This window comes from Burkholderia sp. 567 (assembly GCF_040545115.1).
Taxonomy (GTDB): domain Bacteria; phylum Pseudomonadota; class Gammaproteobacteria; order Burkholderiales; family Burkholderiaceae; genus Burkholderia; species Burkholderia ambifaria.
In genome coordinates, this window is the sequence record NZ_JBEPLG010000001.1 from 89419 (window position 1) to 106795 (window position 17377).

Below are 17377 nucleotides of genomic sequence, written 5' to 3' on the forward strand. Positions count from 1 at the left end.
TTGTCGCGGCTGTCGCACCCGAATCGCCGGTCTGGCGGCCTTGGATTGGCGCTACAATGCCGTCGAACAGTTATTCTAATCCGCCCGCCAAGAGACACATGTCGACCCAAGCCTCCTCCAAAGCCAAGCTCCGCGAAGCCGCTCTCGATTATCACGAATTCCCGACTCCCGGGAAGATCGCGATTGCCCCGACCAAGCAGATGATCAACCAGCGCGACCTCGCGCTCGCGTATTCGCCGGGCGTCGCGTATGCGTGCGAGGAGATCGTCGAGAACCCGCTGAACGCCGCACGCTTCACCGCGCGCAGCAACCTGGTCGGCGTGGTCACGAACGGCACCGCGGTGCTCGGGCTCGGCAACATCGGCCCGCTCGCGTCGAAGCCGGTGATGGAAGGCAAGGCCGTCCTGTTCAAGAAGTTCGCCGGCATCGACGTGTTCGACATCGAACTGAACGAGTCCGACCCGCACAAGCTGGTCGACGTGATCGCCGCGCTGGAGCCGACCTTCGGCGGGATCAACCTGGAAGACATCAAGGCGCCGGACTGCTTCATCGTGGAGCGCGAAGCGCGCAAGCGGATGAAGATCCCGGTGTTCCACGACGACCAGCACGGCACCGCGATCGTCGTGGCCGCGGCCGTCACGAACGGCCTGAAGGTCGTCGGCAAGGACATCAAGAAGGTGAAGCTCGTCGCGTCGGGCGCCGGTGCGGCCGCGCTCGCGTGTCTGGACCTGCTGGTCGACATCGGCCTGCCGATCGAGAACATCCTGGTGACCGACCTGGCCGGCGTGGTCTACAAAGGCCGCACCGAGCTGATGGATCCGGACAAGGAGCGTTTCGCGCGCGAAACCGAAGCCCGCACGCTGGCCGAGGTGATCGAAGGCGCGGACATCTTCCTCGGCCTGTCGGCTGCAGGCGTGCTGAAGCAGGAGATGGTGAAGGGCATGGCCGAGCGCCCGCTGATCCTCGCGCTCGCGAACCCGACGCCGGAAATCCTGCCGGAACTGGCGCTCGAAGTGCGCCCGGACGCCGTGCTGGCCACCGGCCGCACCGACTATCCGAACCAGGTCAACAACGTCCTGTGCTTCCCGTTCATCTTCCGCGGCGCGCTCGACGTCGGCGCGACGACGATCACGCGTGAAATGGAGATCGCGGCCGTCAACGCGATCGCCGAGCTCGCGCAGCAGGAGCAGAGCGACATCGTCGCGACCGCATACGGCATTCAGGATCTGTCGTTCGGGCCCGACTACCTGATTCCGAAGCCGTTCGATCCGCGCCTGATCGTCAAGATCGCGCCGGCCGTCGCGCAGGCCGCGATGGACGGCGGCGTCGCGACGCGTCCGATCGAGGACATGGAGGCGTACCGCGTTCATCTGCAGCAGTTCGTGTATCACAGCGGCACGACGATGAAGCCGATCTTCCAGATCGCGCGCGCCGCGCCGGGCGAGAAGAAGCGCGTGGTGTTCGCGGAAGGCGAGGAAGAGCGCGTGTTGCGCGCCGTTCAGATCATCGTCGACGAGAAGCTCGCGACGCCGATCCTGATCGGCCGCCCGTCGGTGATCGAGCACCGTATCCAGCGCTACGGCCTGCGCCTCACGCCGGGCACCGACTTCACGGTCGTCAACACCGAGCACGACGAGCGCTACCGCGACTTCTGGCAGACGTACTACAAGATGATGTCGCGCAAGGGCATCAGCGAGCAGCTGGCCCGCGTGGAAATGCGCCGCCGCACGACGCTGATCGGCTCGATGCTGGTGAAGAAGGGCGAAGCGGACGGGATGATCTGCGGCACGATCAGCACGACGCACCGCCACCTGCACTTCATCGACCAGGTGATCGGCAAGCGCCCGGGCTGCAGCGTGTACGCGGCGATGAACGGCCTCGTGCTGCCGGGTCGCCAGATTTTCCTGGTCGATACGCACGTGAACGTCGATCCGACGCCGGAGGAACTCGCCGAGATCACGATCATGGCCGCGGAAGAAGTGCGCCGGTTCGGTATCGAGCCGAAGGTCGCGCTGGTGTCGCACTCGAATTTCGGCACGAGCAACGCCCCTTCGGCGAAGAAGATGCGCGATACGCTCGCGATCCTGCAGGAACGCGCGCCGGAGCTGAAGGTCGACGGCGAAATGCACGGCGACGTGGCGCTCGACGCGGCGCTGCGCAAGGAAATCCTGCCGGAATCGACGCTCGAAGGCGACGCGAACCTGCTGATCCTGCCGAACATCGACGCCGCGAACATCGCGTACAACCTGCTGAAGACGGCCGCCGGCAACAACATCGCGATCGGGCCGATCCTGCTGGGCGCGGCCCAGCCGGTGCACGTGCTGACCGAATCGGCGACCGTTCGCCGCATCGTCAACATGGCGGCGCTGCTGGTCGCCGACGTGAACGCCGCACGCTGAGCCGGGACGAACGGGCGGCCCCGGTCAACCGGTGCCGTGCGTCGGGCGAAATTGTAAACAAAAGCAAAAAGAGGCGTGCCCGCAACGGGCACGCCGTCAGGTAGGGCGCAAACGCGCTTCCTATAAGCAACAGCAGCATCTCTCCACTCCGGGTAGCGAGCGCGGCAAGGAGGCAGGGTCTTGCCATGCGAGAGATGCTGCGCGTATTTTATCCTATGTAAGATAAATGTAGTTCGATTTCGGTAAGAAATGCGCGATTTGGGGCGGCGCCAGGCTTTCGATTCCCAAACGAACATTGATTCGCAAGGACAATAGCGCTACGCTAACGCCTTTGGTTGGTCGTCAACTACTTGATTTAACAGCGGGAACCCTGGTTCATGGCACGCAAGTGGCTCCGCAACGGCGCGCTGGCGTCCGTCTTCGCGATGTTCGCGATGGGTATCGTCGGTACACCGACGGGCAGTCTGGTTTCCGCCGCTTACGCACGGCAGGCCGTTTCGGCCGACCTGGCCGTCGGCGGGGTCGATACGATCCCGACCGCCCGTCTGCCGCGCGAGGCCGTGACCACGCTTGGCCTGATCGGCGCCGGTGGCCCCTATCCGTACGAGAAAGACGGCGTCGTCTTCGGCAACCGCGAGCGGATCCTGCCGAAGGCGAAGCGCGGCTACTACCACGAGTACACGGTGCCGACGCCGCGCGCACGCAATCGCGGCGCGCGCCGCATCGTCTGTGGCGGGCCGTTGCGCCGGATCGACAACTGTTATTACACGGACGACCACTACAACAGTTTTAAACGTATTGTTGAATGACTTCGGGATGAATGGCATGAGCGACTCCATCTACGCGCACGACACGGCGGGGGCGGAACTGTTCGCGGCCGGCGACGGCAATCTGTTCCAGCGCGTGATGCAACTACACGCGGTGGCGCAGGCTGGCGGCGCGTCGGAGCAACAGGAAGCCGAGCCCGGGCTTTCATCGAACGAGGAGCCTATGAGCCTTTTCACGACCGTGCGACCCAACCTCGTGCAGTCGATCCGCGCGTTCCGCGTGCAGGATCTCGCCGACGAAGCCAGCCGGCTCGGCCAGCATTTCCTGTACGCGTATTGCGGCGCAGCGCAGTCGAAGCAGGAGGTGATGGAGACGATCGCGACGTCGTTCCTGTTTCCGAAGCATTTCGGGAAGAACTACGACGCGCTGTACGACTGCCTGACCGACCTCGTCGCGAAGGCCGGCGCGCAGCCCGGTTTCGTGATCGTCCTCGAAGGGCTGCCGATCGCGCAGAAATTCGACAAGGAAGGGCGCGAGACGCTGCTCGACGTGTTCCGCGAAGCCGCCGAGTTCTGGGCCGAGCGCAAGGTCGCGTTCCGCGTGTTCTATTCGTTCGCGTAAGCGTGTATCCGTCGGCCGCGCACCTGCGGCCGATCCGCCGAAAAGCCCGCGTCGAGCGGGCTTTTTTGCGTCCGCGCAGGCGGCACGTCTCGCCCGTTACCACCCGCCCCAGCGCGCCGCGAGCGCGGCGAGCACGGCCGCGCCGGCCGTCTCGGTGCGCAGCACACGCGGCCCGAGCGACAACGCGGTGAACCCGTGCGCGCGGGCCGCGTGTTCTTCGTCCGGCGACAGTCCGCCTTCCGGCCCGATCAGCAGCGTGACTTCAGCCGCGGGCGGCGCGTCGGGCAGCGACGCGAACGGGATGCTCGCGCGCGGCGACAGCAGCAGCCGCAACTCGCCGTCGGCTGGCGCGGCCGGCAGCGTGTCGAGCCACGCGCCGAAGCCGCGTACCGGCGCGACGTCGGGCACACGGTTGCGTCCGCACTGTTCGCACGATGCGCGCACGACGCCGCGCCAGTGCGCGACGCGCTTGTCCGCGCGCTCGCCCGACAGTTTCACGACGCCGCGCGCGGTCGTCAGCGGCACGACCGCCGCGACGCCGAGCTCGACGGCTTTCTCGATGACCCAGTCCATCTTGTCGCCGCCGGCGATGCCCTGCGCGAGCGTCACGCGATACGGCGGCTCGGCCTCGGCCGGGTCGAACGCCTCGATCTGCGCGAGCGCGTTGCGCTTGTCGATCTCGACGAGCCGCGCGCGGTACTGGCCGCCGCTGCCGTCGAACAGTGCGAGCGTGTCGCCCGGCTGCAGCCGCAGCACCTGCGCGTGACGCGCGACCTCGGCCGGCAGCGTGAGCGTCGCATCGGCGCGCAGCGCCGCTTCGACGAAAAAGCGCGGCACGGCCGCGGTGGTGGTGGCTTCACTCATGTGGGGCGCGGCTCCGTTCATGCGCTCAGGCGGCAACCGAGCGCCCACCGGTAGCCGTTGAGATCCTCGACCTGTGCGAAGCGGTCGCCCCAGAACTGGTCCTGCGGTGCGGTCAGCGACTTCGCGCCCGCGTCGAGCGCGCGCTGCCAGGTCGTGTCGACGTCGTCGACATACAGATAGAACGATTGCGGGGCGGTTGCGTCCGCACTCTTCGGCGTGAGCGCGGTCGAGCCGAACGCGCCTTCGGGCGCGAACATCACGACCAGCTGCCCGCGGTAGGTCATCTCGACGTGCATGATCGCGCCGTCCTCGTCGTGGACGTCGCGCAGCTCGAAGCCGAATGCGGCTTTGAAGAATTCGATGGCCGCCTGCGCATTGCGCACGGCCAGATAGGGTGTCAACCAAGGCACGTTGGCCGGACGTGGATCGGTCATGAAAATCTCCTGTCGAACGGTGTTGGCGCTTGAGCGGCTACGCCGGTCCCATGCTTTGCGGTCCAACGGGTATGGGCGCCCGGGCGCCCGGTCCCGCGCCATGTCGCGAATACCGACGCAGGCCCTGAGCGTCGCAGGTCCAGCGCGGTAAAACGCGCGACCAACCTGCGGAACGATGCGTTCGCCCGTCAGCTCAGCGGCGAACGCCCAGTGTATCGCGCAGCGCGCACGGCAGGGCAAAGAGGGCCGCATGAAGTCGCGCATCGTAGTAGCGCAATCCCTGCACGCGGCGTGCGGCGAGGCGTTCGTCGACGTCGTGCGCGAACAGCGCGGCCGCATCGAGCGTATCGCTCGCGATCGCCATCAGCCATTGGGAGCCGTAAAGCGGCACATGCGCGGACAGCGGATCGACGAACGCGAAGCTCGCGCGCAGATCGTCGAGCAGCGCCGCGATGCGCGCCGCGTGGAACACCGGCGAGCCGAGGTGCATCGAGATCGCGCCGCGCGGCGTGAGGATCCGCTTGAGCTGCGCATAGAACTCGCGCGTATAGAGGCCGGCCGCGGGCGAATCGGGCGGCGTGAGGTCGAACACGACCAGATCGAAATGCTCGATGGTCGACGTGACGAAATGCGCGGCGTCGCCGATCACGACCTCGACGCGCGGGTCGTCGAGTGCGCCCTGGTGCACGTCGTCGAGATAGCGGCGCGCCATGCCGACCACTTCGTCGTCGAGCTCCGCGACGACGACCCGCTCGATGCACGCGTGCTTGAGCAACTGGCGCGCGGCGCCGCCGTCGCCGCCGCCGAGCACGAGCGCCTTCTTCGGGCACGGATGCGCGAGTGCGGCCGGGTGCGTCATGCACTCGTGATACACGAATTCGTCGCCGACCGACGTCATCGGCCGGCCATCCAGCGTAAACAGGCGGCCGAGCTGCGGCGTTTCCCAGACTTCGATGCGCTGGTGTGGCGACGCGACGTGCGCGAGCCGGCGTGCGTTGGGGAAGCCGTAGGCGGCGTCGGGGGTGGGATGGAAGAGGAGAGTCGTGCTCACGGGTGGGCCGCCGGTGGCGGGGAGTTCCGACGCCTGAATTATAGGAGGCGCGCGGTTGTACGGAAAAGCGTGCCGGAACACCGCGTATCGACAAGGGAAATGTCGGCCCATCTGTTAAAATGACGAGCTTTGCAGCCCCGTCCGTAGGCTCCGTCCGCTTCGCGTCCGTCAGGCGCCGCACCGCGCGCCGGGAACGATTGACGCTCGAGCTTCCGGATGCCGCCGTGCCCCCGTTTCCTCGACTCGTTCTCCGGACTCGACATGACGACTTCGTCTCCCGCCTCTACCACTCTGATGGCCAACGCGATCCGTGCGCTCGCGATGGACGCCGTCCAGCAAGCGAACTCCGGCCACCCGGGCATGCCGATGGGCATGGCCGAAATCGGCGTTGCACTCTGGTCGCGCCACCTGAAGCACAACCCGACGAACCCGCACTGGGCAGACCGCGACCGGTTCGTGCTGTCGAACGGCCATGGCTCGATGCTGCTGTACTCGCTGCTGCACCTGACCGGCTACGACCTGCCGATCGAAGAGCTGAAAAACTTCCGCCAGCTGCACTCGAAGACGCCGGGCCACCCGGAATACGGCATTACGCCGGGCGTCGAGACGACCACCGGCCCGCTCGGCCAGGGTCTCGCGAACGCGGTCGGCATGGCGCTCGGCGAAGCGCTGATGGCCGACGAGTTCAACCGTGACGGCGCGAAGATCGTCGATCACCACACGTACGTGTTCCTCGGCGACGGCTGCCTGATGGAAGGCATCTCGCACGAAGCCTGCTCGCTCGCGGGCACGCTGAAGCTGAACAAGCTGATCGCGCTGTACGACGACAACGGCATCTCGATCGACGGCGACGTCGTGAACTGGTTCCACGACGACACGCCGAAGCGCTTCGAGGCATACGGCTGGAACGTGATCCCGAACGTGAACGGCCACGACGTCGACGCGGTCGACGCGGCCATCGCGAAGGCGAAGCTGTCGGACAAGCCGACGATGATCTGCTGCAAGACGGTGATCGGCAAGGGCGCGGCGACCAAGGCCGGCGGCCACGACGTGCACGGCGCGGCGCTCGGCGCGGAAGAAATCGCGAAGACGCGCGAAGCGCTCGGCTGGAAGTGGGAGCCGTTCGTGATTCCGCAGGAAGTCTATGCGGCCTGGGACGCGAAGGAAGCCGGCAAGCGTGCCGAGACCGAATGGGACGCGACGTTCGCGCAATATCGCGAGAAATTCCCCGCAGAAGCCGCTGAATTCGAGCGCCGGATGGCCAACCAGCTGCCGGCCGACTGGGCCGAGAAGGCCGCGGCGATCATCGCCGGCGCGAACGAGCGCGCCGAGACGGTCGCGACCCGCAAGGCGTCGCAGCAGGCCATCGAAGGGCTCGCCGCCGCACTGCCGGAACTGCTCGGCGGCTCGGCCGACCTGACCGGCTCGAACCTGACCAACTGGAAGGCATCGAAGGCGGTGCGCGCGAATCCGGAAGGCGCGGGCGTGCTGCTCGGCAACCACATCAACTACGGCGTGCGCGAATTCGGCATGAGCGCCGCGCTCAACGGCCTCGCGCTGCACGGCGGCCACAAGCCGTTCGGCGGCACGTTCCTGACGTTCTCCGACTACAGCCGCAACGCGCTGCGCGTCGCGGCGCTGATGAAGGTCCCGACGATCTTCGTGTTTACGCACGATTCGATCGGCCTCGGCGAAGACGGCCCGACGCACCAGTCGATCGAGCACGTGTCGAGCCTGCGCCTGATCCCGAACCTGGACGTATGGCGTCCGGCCGACACGGTCGAGACGGCCGTCGCATGGACTCACGCGGTTGCCGCCGACCGTCCGTCGAGCCTGATCTTCAGCCGTCAGAACCTCGCGTTCAACCCGCGTACCGATGCGCAGATCGCGAACATCGAGAAGGGCGGCTACGTGCTGAAGGACTGGGACGAAGAGATCGTCGCGCGCAAGATCATCCTGATCGCGACGGGCTCGGAAGTCGAACTCGCGATGAAGGCGGTCGAGCCCCTCGCGCAGCAGGGCATCGCGGCCCGCGTCGTGTCGATGCCGTCGACCAACGTGTTCGATCGCCAGGACGCCGAATACCGCGAACGCGTGCTGCCGCACGGCGTGCGCCGCGTCGCGATCGAAGCGGGCGTGACGAGCTTCTGGCACAAGTACGTCGGCCTCGAAGGCGGCGTCGTCGGGATCGACACGTTCGGCGAATCGGCACCGGCCGGCGTGCTGTTCAAGTACTTCGGTTTCACCGTCGAGCACGTCGTCGAGACCGCGAAGGCCGTGCTGGCCTGAAAGCATACGCGACGCGCGCCACCCGTCGCGCGCGTCGCACCGTGAAGCTGCACGTAACTAATTTTTTTCAGCCATCAGGAGATAGACCATGACGATCCGCGTCGCAATCAACGGCTACGGCCGCATCGGCCGCAACACGCTGCGCGCGTTTTATGAAAACGGCAAGAAGCACGATCTCGAGATCGTCGCGATCAACGACCTGGGCGACGCGAAGACCAACGCGCACCTGACCCAGTACGACACCGCGCACGGCAAGTTCCCGGGCGACGTGTCGGTCGACGGCGACTACCTCGTCGTGAACGGCGACAAGATCCGCGTGCTGGCCAACCGCAATCCGGCAGAACTGCCGTGGGGCGAGCTCGGCGTCGACGTCGTGATGGAATGCACGGGCTTCTTCACGACGAAGGAAAAGGCGAGCGCGCACCTGAAGGGCGGCGCGAAGAAGGTGATCATCTCGGCGCCGGGCGGCAAGGACGTCGATGCAACGATCGTCTACGGCGTGAACCACGACGTGCTGAAGGCCGAGCACACCGTCATCTCGAACGCATCGTGCACGACGAACTGCCTCGCGCCGCTCGTCAAGCCGCTGAACGACCGCATCGGCCTCGAAACCGGCCTGATGACGACGATCCACGCTTACACGAACGACCAGGTGCTGACGGACGTCTATCACGAAGACCTGCGTCGCGCGCGTTCGGCCACCCACAGCCAGATCCCGACGAAGACGGGTGCTGCATCGGCCGTCGGCCTCGTGCTGCCGGAACTGAACGGCAAGCTCGACGGCTACGCGATCCGCGTCCCGACGATCAACGTGTCGATCGTCGACCTGTCGTTCATCGCGAAGCGCGACACGACGGTCGAGGAAGTCAACGCGATCATGAAGGAAGCATCGGAAGGCTCGCTGAAGGGTATCCTCGGTTACAACGACGCGCCGCTGGTCTCGATCGACTTCAACCACAACCCGGCTTCGTCGACGTTCGACGCGACGCTGACCAAGGTGTCGGGCCGCCTCGTCAAGGTGTCGAGCTGGTACGACAACGAGTGGGGTTTCTCGAACCGCATGCTGGATACGGCAGTCGCATTCGCGAACGCGAAGTAATCCCGCACGTTGCGTGGCCGCCGTCAGGCGGCCTGCGCGGCGAACGAGCCCGGCCCGGTTTTCCCGGCCGGGCTTTTTTTATTTCACGGGAAGGGCCGCGACGGTGCCGGCGGACGGCGTCGGGAAAAAGATGCCCGCGCGCTGCGCGGCATTCGCGATGTGCGTCTCGATCGCGAGGCCGGCCGCGGCCGCATCGCGGGCGATCAGCGCGTCGAGGATCGCGCGGTGCTCGTGCCACGTCGACAGCAGCAGCTCGCGCCGGTAGAACGGCATGCGCTGGCTTTCCTTCATGATGTCCGCGCTGCTGCGCAGCACCGACTCGATCGCCGCGTTGCCGGCGAGATGGATGATCCGCATGTGGAAGTCGAAGTCGAGCCGCGACGCTTCGTCCAGCTCGCTGTCGGTGAGCGCGACGTGGAGGTCGGCGAGGTTGTCCTCGAACCACGCGATGTCGTCGTCGCTGACGACGTGCGCGGCCATGCGCGCGGCGAACCCTTCGAGCGCATAGCGCATCTGGTACGTGTCGGGCGGCGACGACTGCTCGGCGAACTGCCACGGATGGGCAGCGCTCGCCTGCGCGCTTTCGACATAGACGCCCTTGCCGGCGCGGATGCGCAGCATCCCGAGCGCCTCGAGCGTGGAGAGCGCCTCGCGCAGCGACGCACGGCTGATCTCCAGCTCTTCGGAGAGCTGGCGCTGGGCCGGCAGCAGGCTGCCGACCGGATAGACGCCTGCCTCGATCCGGTCGCGGATCGTCGCGATGGCGGCGTCGGTCACGGTGTGCGGAACGTTTTTCATGATGTGAGCGTTTGGCCGGTCTGACCGGCATTGTAATCCGCACGCGTGCGGTGCATCGGCGCCCTACGGGTAAGCCACGACCAGCCCCTGTTTGGTGCGCCGGAAATTCGGGGCGACGGGGGCGGGAAATCCCTATTTTGATCGTCCTTGACGCCACTATATCGGCTTCCTACTATCCACCATAACATCACTGGTCTTACCAGTATGAACAGACGAAACTGCAACCGTTGGATCGGGAGAGCGCCGTGTCGAAATTCCTCAATTCGCTGTTTGGCCGGGTAGTCGTCGCATTGATACTGGGGGTCGCGCTCGGCGCGTTCTTCCCGCATTTCGCCGAGTCGCTGCGACCGCTCGGCGACGGCTTCCTGAAGCTCATCAAGATGGTCATCGGCCCGATCGTGTTCTGCGTCGTGGTGAGCGGGATGGCCAATGCGGGCGACCTGAAGAAGGTCGGCCGGGTCGGCCTGAAGGCCGTCATCTACTTCGAGGTGATGACCACGCTCGCGCTCGGCATCGGGCTCGTCCTCGCGTGGCTCACGCGCCCGGGCGTCGGGATGAACATCGACCTGCGCTCGCTCGATGCAGCGTCGCTCTCGTCGTACGCGAAGAATGCCGAAAGCCTGAAGGACACGGCCGGCTACCTGATGAAGATCATCCCCGAAACCGCGATCGACGCGTTCGCGAAGGGCGACATCCTGCAGATCCTCGTGTTCGCGGTGTTGTTCGGCTCCGCGCTGTCGCTGCTCGGCGACAAGGCGCAGCGCGTGAACAGCCTCATCGAGGAACTGTCGCACGTGTTCTTCCGGATCATCGGCTTCATCATCAAGCTCGCGCCGCTCGGCGTGCTCGGTGCGATCGCGTTCACGACCGGCAAGTACGGCGTCTCGTCGCTCAAGCAGCTCGGCTACCTCGTCGCGGTGTTCTACCTGAGCTGCATCGTGTTCGTCACGGTCGTGCTCGGCGTGGTGATGCGGCTCGCGGGCTTCTCGGTGTTCAAGCTGATCCGCTACCTGCGCGAGGAACTGTCGATCGTGCTCGGCACGGCGTCGTCGGACGCGGTGCTGCCGCAGGTGATGAGCAAGCTCGAATACATGGGCATCAAGGATTCGACGGTCGGCCTCGTGATCCCGACCGGCTATTCGTTCAACCTCGACGGCTTCTCGATCTACCTGACGCTCGCCGTGCTGTTCATCGCGCAGGCCACCAACACGCCGCTGTCCACGCATGACCTGATCGTCGTGCTGCTCGTGTCGCTCGTCACGTCGAAGGGCGCGCACGGGATTCCGGGTTCGGCGATCGTGATCCTCGCGGCGACGCTGTCGGCGATTCCCGCGATTCCGGTGCTCGGCCTCGTGCTGATCCTGCCGGTCGACTGGTTCGTCGGCATCGCCCGCGCGCTGACCAACCTGATCGGCAACTGCGTCGCGACGGTGGTCGTCGCGGTGTGGGAGAACGACATCGACCGGGCCCGCGCGACGCGCGTGCTGAACCGCGAGCTGCGCTACGTGGCGGTCGACGCGCAGGGCAGCAGCGCACCGGTCGCCGGCGACCAGGCTCACGCGCTCTGAGCATCACGCGCGCGCAGCGGCTTTCCCTGGCCGCTGCGCGCGATTGCATTTCCCGCGGCCGGCGCCACGACGCGCCGGCCCATTTCGAAAAATAGTGGAGACGACATGGCAGCCCCCATCCTCGATCCGAACGCGCCGGCCTTCACGCGGCGCTACATGAACCTCGCCGACCCGCGCCTGGGCGCGCAGGCGCTCTTCGCGAGCGACGAATTCTTCGCGCCGAAGGAGCGCATGCTCAATCCCGAGCCGGCCGTCTTCATCCCCGGCAAGTACGACGATCACGGCAAGTGGATGGACGGCTGGGAAACGCGCCGCAAGCGCACCACCGGCCACGACTTCTGCGTGGTCCGGCTCGCGCGGCCGGGCGTGATTTACGGCGTCGATCTCGATACGAGCCACTTCACCGGCAACTTCCCGCCGGCTGCGTCGATCGACGCATGCGCGGTGGAGGGCGACACGCCGCCGGACGACGCCGAATGGCGTACGCTCGTGCCCGCGACGACGCTGCAGGGCAATTCGCATCACTATGTCGGCGTCGACGACGCGCAACCGGTCACGCACCTGCGCGTGAACCTGTATCCGGACGGCGGGCTCGCGCGCTTGCGCGTGTATGGCCAGCCGCAGCGCGACTGGCGCCACGTGCCGGCGGGCGAGCTCGTCGATCTCGCGGCGATCGAGAACGGCGGCTACCTGGTGGCCGCGAACAACCAGCACTTCGGTCCGGCCTCGCAGATGCTGATGCCGGGGCGCGGCGCGAACATGGGCGACGGCTGGGAAACGCGGCGCCGCCGCGAGCCCGGCAACGACTGGGCGATCGTCGCGCTGGCGCGGCCGGGCATCATCCGGCGCGTCGAAGTCGATACGGCATTCTTCAAGGGCAACTTCCCCGACCGCTGTTCGCTGCAGGCCGCGCGGGTCGCGGGCGGCACCGACGACTCGCTCGTCACGCAGGCGATGTTCTGGGCCGAACTGCTCGGCGAGCAGAAACTGCAGATGGACCACGTGCATACGTTCGACCAGCTCGCGGCACTCGGCCCCGTCACGCACGTGCGCTTCAACATCTTCCCGGACGGCGGCGTGTCGCGCCTGCGTCTGTGGGGCGAGCCGGCTTGAAGGAGGGCAATGGCATGAGCGGACCCCATATCCTGCGCGTCGAGCGCCTGACCCGCGAAGCGTTCGCGCCGTTCGGCGACGTGATTGCGCTCGAAGGCGCGCGGCATTTCCCGATCAACGGCGGCACGACCGAGCGCTTTCACGATCTCGCGACGATCGACGTCTGCGCGGACGGCGGCCGGCCGCTCGTCAGCGTGTTTCGTGCGCAGCCGCGCGCGCTGCCGGTCGCGATCACGCTGATGGAGCGCCATCCGCACGGCAGCCAGGCGTTCATCCCGCTTGCGGCCGTGTCGCGCTACGCGATCGTCGTCGCGCCGGCCGGCGAGTTCCGGCCCGACGCGATGCGCGCGTTCCTGGCCGAAGGCTGGCAGGGCGTGAATTACGCGAAGGGCGTCTGGCACCATCCGCTGCTCGCGCTCGACGCGGTCAGCGACTTCGTGATCGTCGACCGCGGCGGCCCGCAGCCGAACTGCGACGAGATTCCGCTCGACGAACCATTGGCGCTCGAGTTCGAGCCGGCCTGCGCGAGCGCGACCTGACGCACGGCGAAGGGCCGCATCAGGCGTCGACGATCGCGCGGCGGCAGCACGGCTCGCCGCCGCACGCTTGCTTAAAAACATCGTTCCGACCCGGCCCGCAGCCGACACGTGCGGGCCGCTTTCATTCCGGCTCCGAAAACAACACGGCCCGGGCGGCGGGATGCCGGCCGGGCCGTGGCGCTTGCGCGAAGGGTTCGATCAGTGCTTGCGGTGCGGGCAGTTCTCCGTCGTGCACGAACCGTACATCGCGAGCGAGTGTTCCTGGAGCCGGAAGCCGCGTTCCTTCGCGATCGCCTGCTGGCGGCTTTCGATCTCGGCATCGAAGAACTCCTCGACGCGGCCGCAATCGAGGCAGACGAGGTGATCGTGGTGCGAACCTTCATTCAATTCGAACACGGCCTTGCCGGATTCGAAGTTGCTGCGCGTGAGCAGGCCGGCCTGCTCGAATTGCGTCAGCACGCGGTAAACGGTGGCGAGCCCGATGTCGAGCTGCTCGTTGAGCAGGTTGCGGTAGACGTCTTCGGCAGTCAGGTGACGCACGGGGCTTTGCTGGAAGATCTCGAGAATCTTGAGGCGCGGTAGGGTGGCCTTTAGCCCGATATTCTTGAGATCCGTCGGATTGGTCATGGCTAGGCATCCCTAGAGTACAATGCAGGGCTTCATGTTACCGGCTTTTCGCCGTTCCAGAAACACGCGCGGCTCGCGACGCGGGCCTGCACGGTGACGGAAATGTTCCCGGAATCTCTTTCGCACTTTCAGAGGAGTCGCATGCGGAGTGCCATCATCGCTGCCGCCGCCGTTGCCGCGCTGGCTGGTTGTTCGTCGTACGACAGCGTGACGCAGCGTATCGCGCAGAGCATCACGCCCTATCGGATCACCGTCGTGCAGGGCAACTTCGTGTCGCAGGAGAAGGCCGCGCAGCTGCAGGCCGGCATGACGCGCGAGCAGGTCCGCGCGCTGCTCGGCACGCCGCTGCTGGCCGACATGTTCCATGCCGACCGCTGGGATTACCTCTTTTATTTCAAGCGCGGCTCGACGTCCGTCGTCCAGCAGCGCGATCTCGTGCTGACGTTCGCGAGCGATCGCCTCGCGAGCTGGACCGGCGCCGACAATCTGCCTTCCGAGCTCGACCTGCTGGCCGATATCGACGGCGACCGCGGCGGCAAGAAGGCGAAGGCCGCCGCCGAGGCGAAGCGGGCGGCCGAGGCCGCTGCCGCCGCGAGCGCCGCGCAGGCTGCCGAGGCCGCGAGCCCGTCCACCGGACTGGCGTCCGGCGCGGTGGTCGACCAGGATGCGAACGCCCAGGCGGCGCGCGCGGCGAACCGCGCGACCAACCAGGTGTCGGGGCAGGGCTCGGCCAGCCGCCGCTTCACGCCGTCCGCGCAGGCTTCGGGCGGCGCGCCGGTGCCGGGCGGCCAGCCGCCGGGCGCCGCGCCGGCGATCCAGCCGCAGTTCCAGTTCCACCGCCCGCCGCAGCCGAACGCGTCGAACGAAGCGGCGCCGCCGGTCGGCCCGCAAGGCTCCGACAACCTGCAGAACCAGCCGCTCACCGCGCCGGCCCAGTAAGCGTCCGGCGTGCGGAAACAGGGCGGCATGCGCCGCCCGCCTTTAGACCTGTCGTGTAGAAAGCCATGAAGATTGCGATTGCCGGTGCATCGGGCCGTATGGGCCGGATGCTGATCGAAGCCGTTCTCAACGATTCCGACGCGCAGCTCGTCGGCGCGCTCGACCGCGCCGATTCGCCGTTCCTCGGCCAGGACGCGGGCGCGTTCCTCGGCAAGGAAACCGGAGTCAAGCTGACCGACGACCTCGATGCCGTGTTCGCGCAGGCCGACTACCTGATCGATTTCACGCGGCCGGAAGGCACGATCGCGCACGTCGCGGCCGCGCTGCGCCACGACGTGAAGCTCGTGATCGGCACGACCGGCTTCACCGCCGAGCAGAAGGCCGAGCTGCAGGCCGCCGCGGCCCGGATCGGCATCGTGTTCGCGGCGAACATGAGCGTCGGCGTGAACGTCACGCTGAAGCTGCTCGAGTTCGCGGCGAAGCATTTCTCGCACGGCTACGACATCGAAATCATCGAGGCGCACCACCGTCACAAGGTCGACGCGCCGTCGGGCACCGCGCTGATGATGGGCGAAGCGGTGGCCGGCGCGCTCGGGCGCTCGCTGGAGGACTGCGCGGTGTACGGCCGCCAGGGCGTGACGGGCGAACGCGATCCGTCGACGATCGGCTTTGCGGCCGTGCGCGGCGGCGACATCGTCGGCGATCACACCGTGCTGTTCGCCGGGATCGGCGAACGGATCGAGATCACGCACAAGTCGTCGAGCCGCGTGTCGTACGCGCAGGGCGCACTGCGTGCGGTCCGCTTCCTGTCGGCGCGCGGCGCCGGCCTGTTCGACATGCAGGACGTGCTCGGCCTGCGCTGACCCTCACGGGGAAACTCCGATGGCGATTCCCACCGGCGTTGTCCACTACCTCGAAAGCGGCGATGCGATCACGCACGCCGTCGCCTATGTGCTGCTGGCGATGTCCGTCGCCAGCTGGTGCTTTCTCCTCATGAAGGCCTGGCTGCTGGTCCGCGCGAAGCGGCAGGGGCCGCGCGCGCTCGCCGCGTTCTGGCGTGCGGCGTCGCTCGACGCAGGCATCGACGCACTCGCTGGCGCCGATCGCGAGCGCGTGTTCGTGCCGCTCGCCGAAGCCGCGCGCGACGCGGCCGACGAACACGATCCGGCCGCGCTGGCCGCGCGCGTCGAGCGCAGCGAACGCGTGCTGCGCGCGCTGCGTCACGCGATGCTGCGCTCGCAGCGGCGTCTCGAATTCGGTCAGGTGCTGCTCGCGTCGATCGGCAGCACCGCGCCGTTCGTCGGGCTGCTCGGCACCGTGTGGGGCATCTATCACGCGCTCGGCAGCATCGCCGCGAGCGGACAGGCGCAGATCGAGAGCGTCGCGGGGCCGGTCGGCGAGGCGCTGATCATGACTGCGTTCGGGCTCGTCGTCGCGATCCCCGCGGTGCTCGCCTACAACATCCTCGGGCGGCTCGTGCGCCAGCTCGCCGAGGAACTCGACGGCTTCGCGCGCGACCTGCACGTATTCGTGTGCGCGCAGGGCGCCTGACGCGCAGCCGGGAGGAGCGACCATGGCATTCGGCGGACTGGAGCACCACAAGACGTCCGCGCCGATGGCGGAGATCAACATGACGCCGCTGATCGACGTGATGCTCGTGCTGCTCGTCATCTTCATCATTACCGCGCCGCTGATGACGCATGCGATCCGGCTCGACCTGCCGAAGGTCGCGGCCGGCGTCGCGCGCGATACGCCGCAATCGGTCACGCTGTCGATCGACGACGCCGGCAAGCTGTACTGGGACGACACACCCGTCGCACTCGACGCGCTACCGGCACGCTTTCAGGCCGCCGCCGCGGGCGCCGCGCCGCCCGAGCTTAGGCTGCGCGCGTCGCGCGCGACCCGCTACGACGTGATCGCGCAGGTGATGGGCGCCGCGCAGGCCGCGGGCCTCACGCGGATCGGCTTCGTCACCGACGTGCCGCCGGCAGGCGCCGCCGCGCCGGCCGCCCCGGGCGCGAAACCCTGACCTGCCGGCCGCCTGCGAGCCCGATGCAGGCAAGAATGCGCCGCGGCCCGCGACACCCGGCCGTACGGCCCGCCACGGACGGTATAATCGTCGTTTCCGCCCGGTTGGCAGGGTTTCGCCGGGTAACCTGGAGACCTTCCGGGTTACCCGGCGAATATCCGGAACCATGATGCAGGCCCGAGAACCGTGAGCCTGCTCCCGCCGCCGGGCTGCCCGATTTCGTCCACTTCCGCGTGCCC

The 17377-nt window shown here is 67.2% G+C and carries 17 protein-coding genes; 12 read left to right on the plus strand and 5 right to left on the minus strand.

Annotated features, from left to right (window positions below; genetic code table 11):
• The first annotated feature begins 56 nt into the window (after positions 1-56).
• From ABIC50_RS00430 to ABIC50_RS00440, 3 genes are all read left to right on the plus strand, one after another.
• Positions 57-2399, plus strand: coding sequence for an NADP-dependent malic enzyme (locus ABIC50_RS00430; protein WP_279607089.1), 2343 nt, complete (start codon positions 57-59; stop codon positions 2397-2399).
• Between the two features lie 377 nt (positions 2400-2776).
• Positions 2777-3208: a ribonuclease gene (locus ABIC50_RS00435; RefSeq protein WP_006760307.1), complete on the plus strand. Its 432-nt coding sequence runs from the start codon at positions 2777-2779 to the stop codon at positions 3206-3208.
• Between the two features lie 16 nt (positions 3209-3224).
• A complete protein-coding gene (locus ABIC50_RS00440) occupies positions 3225-3788 on the plus strand; it encodes a barstar family protein (RefSeq protein ID WP_006753300.1) in 564 nt (187 codons plus the stop codon).
• Positions 3789-3884: 96 nt separating this feature from the next.
• Here the strand turns inward: ABIC50_RS00440 and ABIC50_RS00445 are convergent, their stop codons facing one another.
• From ABIC50_RS00445 to speE, 3 genes are all read right to left on the minus strand, one after another.
• Positions 3885-4652, minus strand: a complete 768-nt coding sequence (locus ABIC50_RS00445; protein ID WP_165750860.1) for a 16S rRNA (uracil(1498)-N(3))-methyltransferase — start codon at positions 4650-4652, stop codon at positions 3885-3887.
• A 17-nt stretch (positions 4653-4669) separates the two neighbouring features.
• Positions 4670-5086, minus strand: coding sequence for a VOC family protein (locus tag ABIC50_RS00450; RefSeq protein ID WP_105834711.1), 417 nt, complete (start codon positions 5084-5086; stop codon positions 4670-4672).
• 193 nt (positions 5087-5279) lie between these two features.
• Positions 5280-6137, minus strand: coding sequence for a polyamine aminopropyltransferase (gene speE / locus ABIC50_RS00455; RefSeq protein ID WP_011655948.1), 858 nt, complete (start codon positions 6135-6137; stop codon positions 5280-5282).
• Positions 6138-6353: 216 nt separating this feature from the next.
• On the opposite strand from speE, the gene tkt reads away from it, so the two are divergent.
• On the plus strand, positions 6354-8426 hold the full coding sequence (tkt, locus tag ABIC50_RS00460) for a transketolase (RefSeq protein WP_175674875.1): 2073 nt from the start codon (positions 6354-6356) through the stop codon (positions 8424-8426).
• Positions 8427-8514: 88 nt separating this feature from the next.
• Positions 8515-9525 carry a type I glyceraldehyde-3-phosphate dehydrogenase gene (gene gap / locus ABIC50_RS00465; protein ID WP_175657212.1) on the plus strand — a complete coding sequence of 337 codons (1011 nt, stop codon included), beginning with the start codon at positions 8515-8517 and terminating at the stop codon, positions 9523-9525.
• A 78-nt stretch (positions 9526-9603) separates the two neighbouring features.
• Here the strand turns inward: gap and ABIC50_RS00470 are convergent, their stop codons facing one another.
• Positions 9604-10323 (minus strand): FadR/GntR family transcriptional regulator, encoded by a 720-nt coding sequence (locus tag ABIC50_RS00470; RefSeq protein WP_011655951.1) that lies wholly within the window; start codon positions 10321-10323, stop codon positions 9604-9606.
• Between the two features lie 245 nt (positions 10324-10568).
• Between ABIC50_RS00470 and ABIC50_RS00475 the strand changes: the two genes are divergently transcribed.
• The 3 genes from ABIC50_RS00475 to ABIC50_RS00485 all read left to right on the plus strand — a co-directional run bounded on the left by ABIC50_RS00475 (position 10569) and on the right by ABIC50_RS00485 (position 13543).
• Positions 10569-11891 (plus strand): C4-dicarboxylate transporter DctA, encoded by a 1323-nt coding sequence (locus tag ABIC50_RS00475; protein ID WP_011655952.1) that lies wholly within the window; start codon positions 10569-10571, stop codon positions 11889-11891.
• A gap of 105 nt (positions 11892-11996) precedes the next feature.
• Positions 11997-13004: an allantoicase gene (gene alc, locus ABIC50_RS00480; protein ID WP_165750865.1), complete on the plus strand. Its 1008-nt coding sequence runs from the start codon at positions 11997-11999 to the stop codon at positions 13002-13004.
• 14 nt (positions 13005-13018) lie between these two features.
• On the plus strand, positions 13019-13543 hold the full coding sequence (locus ABIC50_RS00485; RefSeq protein ID WP_354161015.1) for an ureidoglycolate lyase: 525 nt from the start codon (positions 13019-13021) through the stop codon (positions 13541-13543).
• Between the two features lie 198 nt (positions 13544-13741).
• Here the strand turns inward: ABIC50_RS00485 and fur are convergent, their stop codons facing one another.
• Positions 13742-14170, minus strand: a complete 429-nt coding sequence (gene fur, locus ABIC50_RS00490) for a ferric iron uptake transcriptional regulator (protein ID WP_006753314.1) — start codon at positions 14168-14170, stop codon at positions 13742-13744.
• Positions 14171-14311: 141 nt separating this feature from the next.
• Between fur and ABIC50_RS00495 the strand changes: the two genes are divergently transcribed.
• The 4 genes from ABIC50_RS00495 (at position 14312) to ABIC50_RS00510 (ending at position 17138) form a co-directional block, all read left to right on the plus strand.
• A complete protein-coding gene (locus ABIC50_RS00495; protein ID WP_105834717.1) occupies positions 14312-15109 on the plus strand; it encodes an outer membrane protein assembly factor BamE in 798 nt (265 codons plus the stop codon).
• 65 nt (positions 15110-15174) lie between these two features.
• On the plus strand, positions 15175-15972 hold the full coding sequence (dapB, locus tag ABIC50_RS00500; RefSeq protein ID WP_105834718.1) for a 4-hydroxy-tetrahydrodipicolinate reductase: 798 nt from the start codon (positions 15175-15177) through the stop codon (positions 15970-15972).
• A 19-nt stretch (positions 15973-15991) separates the two neighbouring features.
• A complete protein-coding gene (locus ABIC50_RS00505; RefSeq protein WP_175792056.1) occupies positions 15992-16660 on the plus strand; it encodes a MotA/TolQ/ExbB proton channel family protein in 669 nt (222 codons plus the stop codon).
• Between the two features lie 22 nt (positions 16661-16682).
• Complete coding sequence (locus tag ABIC50_RS00510) at positions 16683-17138, plus strand: ExbD/TolR family protein (protein WP_229080172.1); 456 nt, start codon at positions 16683-16685, stop codon at positions 17136-17138.
• Positions 17139-17377 lie beyond the last annotated feature (239 nt).

Excerpts from the sequence above, each read along its gene's own strand:
- ABIC50_RS00470 (WP_011655951.1), bottom strand. The coding sequence starts at position 10,323 with ATGAAAAACGTTCCGCACACCGTGACCGACGCCGCCATCGCGACGATC.
- gap (WP_175657212.1), top strand. The coding sequence starts at position 8,515 with ATGACGATCCGCGTCGCAATCAACGGCTACGGCCGCATCGGCCGCAAC.
- ABIC50_RS00435 (WP_006760307.1), top strand. The coding sequence starts at position 2,777 with ATGGCACGCAAGTGGCTCCGCAACGGCGCGCTGGCGTCCGTCTTCGCG.
- ABIC50_RS00510 (WP_229080172.1), top strand. The coding sequence starts at position 16,683 with ATGGCATTCGGCGGACTGGAGCACCACAAGACGTCCGCGCCGATGGCG.
- ABIC50_RS00505 (WP_175792056.1), top strand. The coding sequence starts at position 15,992 with ATGGCGATTCCCACCGGCGTTGTCCACTACCTCGAAAGCGGCGATGCG.
- ABIC50_RS00495 (WP_105834717.1), top strand. The coding sequence starts at position 14,312 with ATGCGGAGTGCCATCATCGCTGCCGCCGCCGTTGCCGCGCTGGCTGGT.
- fur (WP_006753314.1), bottom strand. The coding sequence starts at position 14,170 with ATGACCAATCCGACGGATCTCAAGAATATCGGGCTAAAGGCCACCCTA.
- ABIC50_RS00450 (WP_105834711.1), bottom strand. The coding sequence starts at position 5,086 with ATGACCGATCCACGTCCGGCCAACGTGCCTTGGTTGACACCCTATCTG.
- ABIC50_RS00485 (WP_354161015.1), top strand. The coding sequence starts at position 13,019 with ATGAGCGGACCCCATATCCTGCGCGTCGAGCGCCTGACCCGCGAAGCG.
- ABIC50_RS00445 (WP_165750860.1), bottom strand. The coding sequence starts at position 4,652 with ATGAGTGAAGCCACCACCACCGCGGCCGTGCCGCGCTTTTTCGTCGAA.
- ABIC50_RS00440 (WP_006753300.1), top strand. The coding sequence starts at position 3,225 with ATGAGCGACTCCATCTACGCGCACGACACGGCGGGGGCGGAACTGTTC.
- alc (WP_165750865.1), top strand. The coding sequence starts at position 11,997 with ATGGCAGCCCCCATCCTCGATCCGAACGCGCCGGCCTTCACGCGGCGC.
- tkt (WP_175674875.1), top strand. The coding sequence starts at position 6,354 with ATGCCGCCGTGCCCCCGTTTCCTCGACTCGTTCTCCGGACTCGACATG.
- dapB (WP_105834718.1), top strand. The coding sequence starts at position 15,175 with ATGAAGATTGCGATTGCCGGTGCATCGGGCCGTATGGGCCGGATGCTG.
- ABIC50_RS00430 (WP_279607089.1), top strand. The coding sequence starts at position 57 with ATGCCGTCGAACAGTTATTCTAATCCGCCCGCCAAGAGACACATGTCG.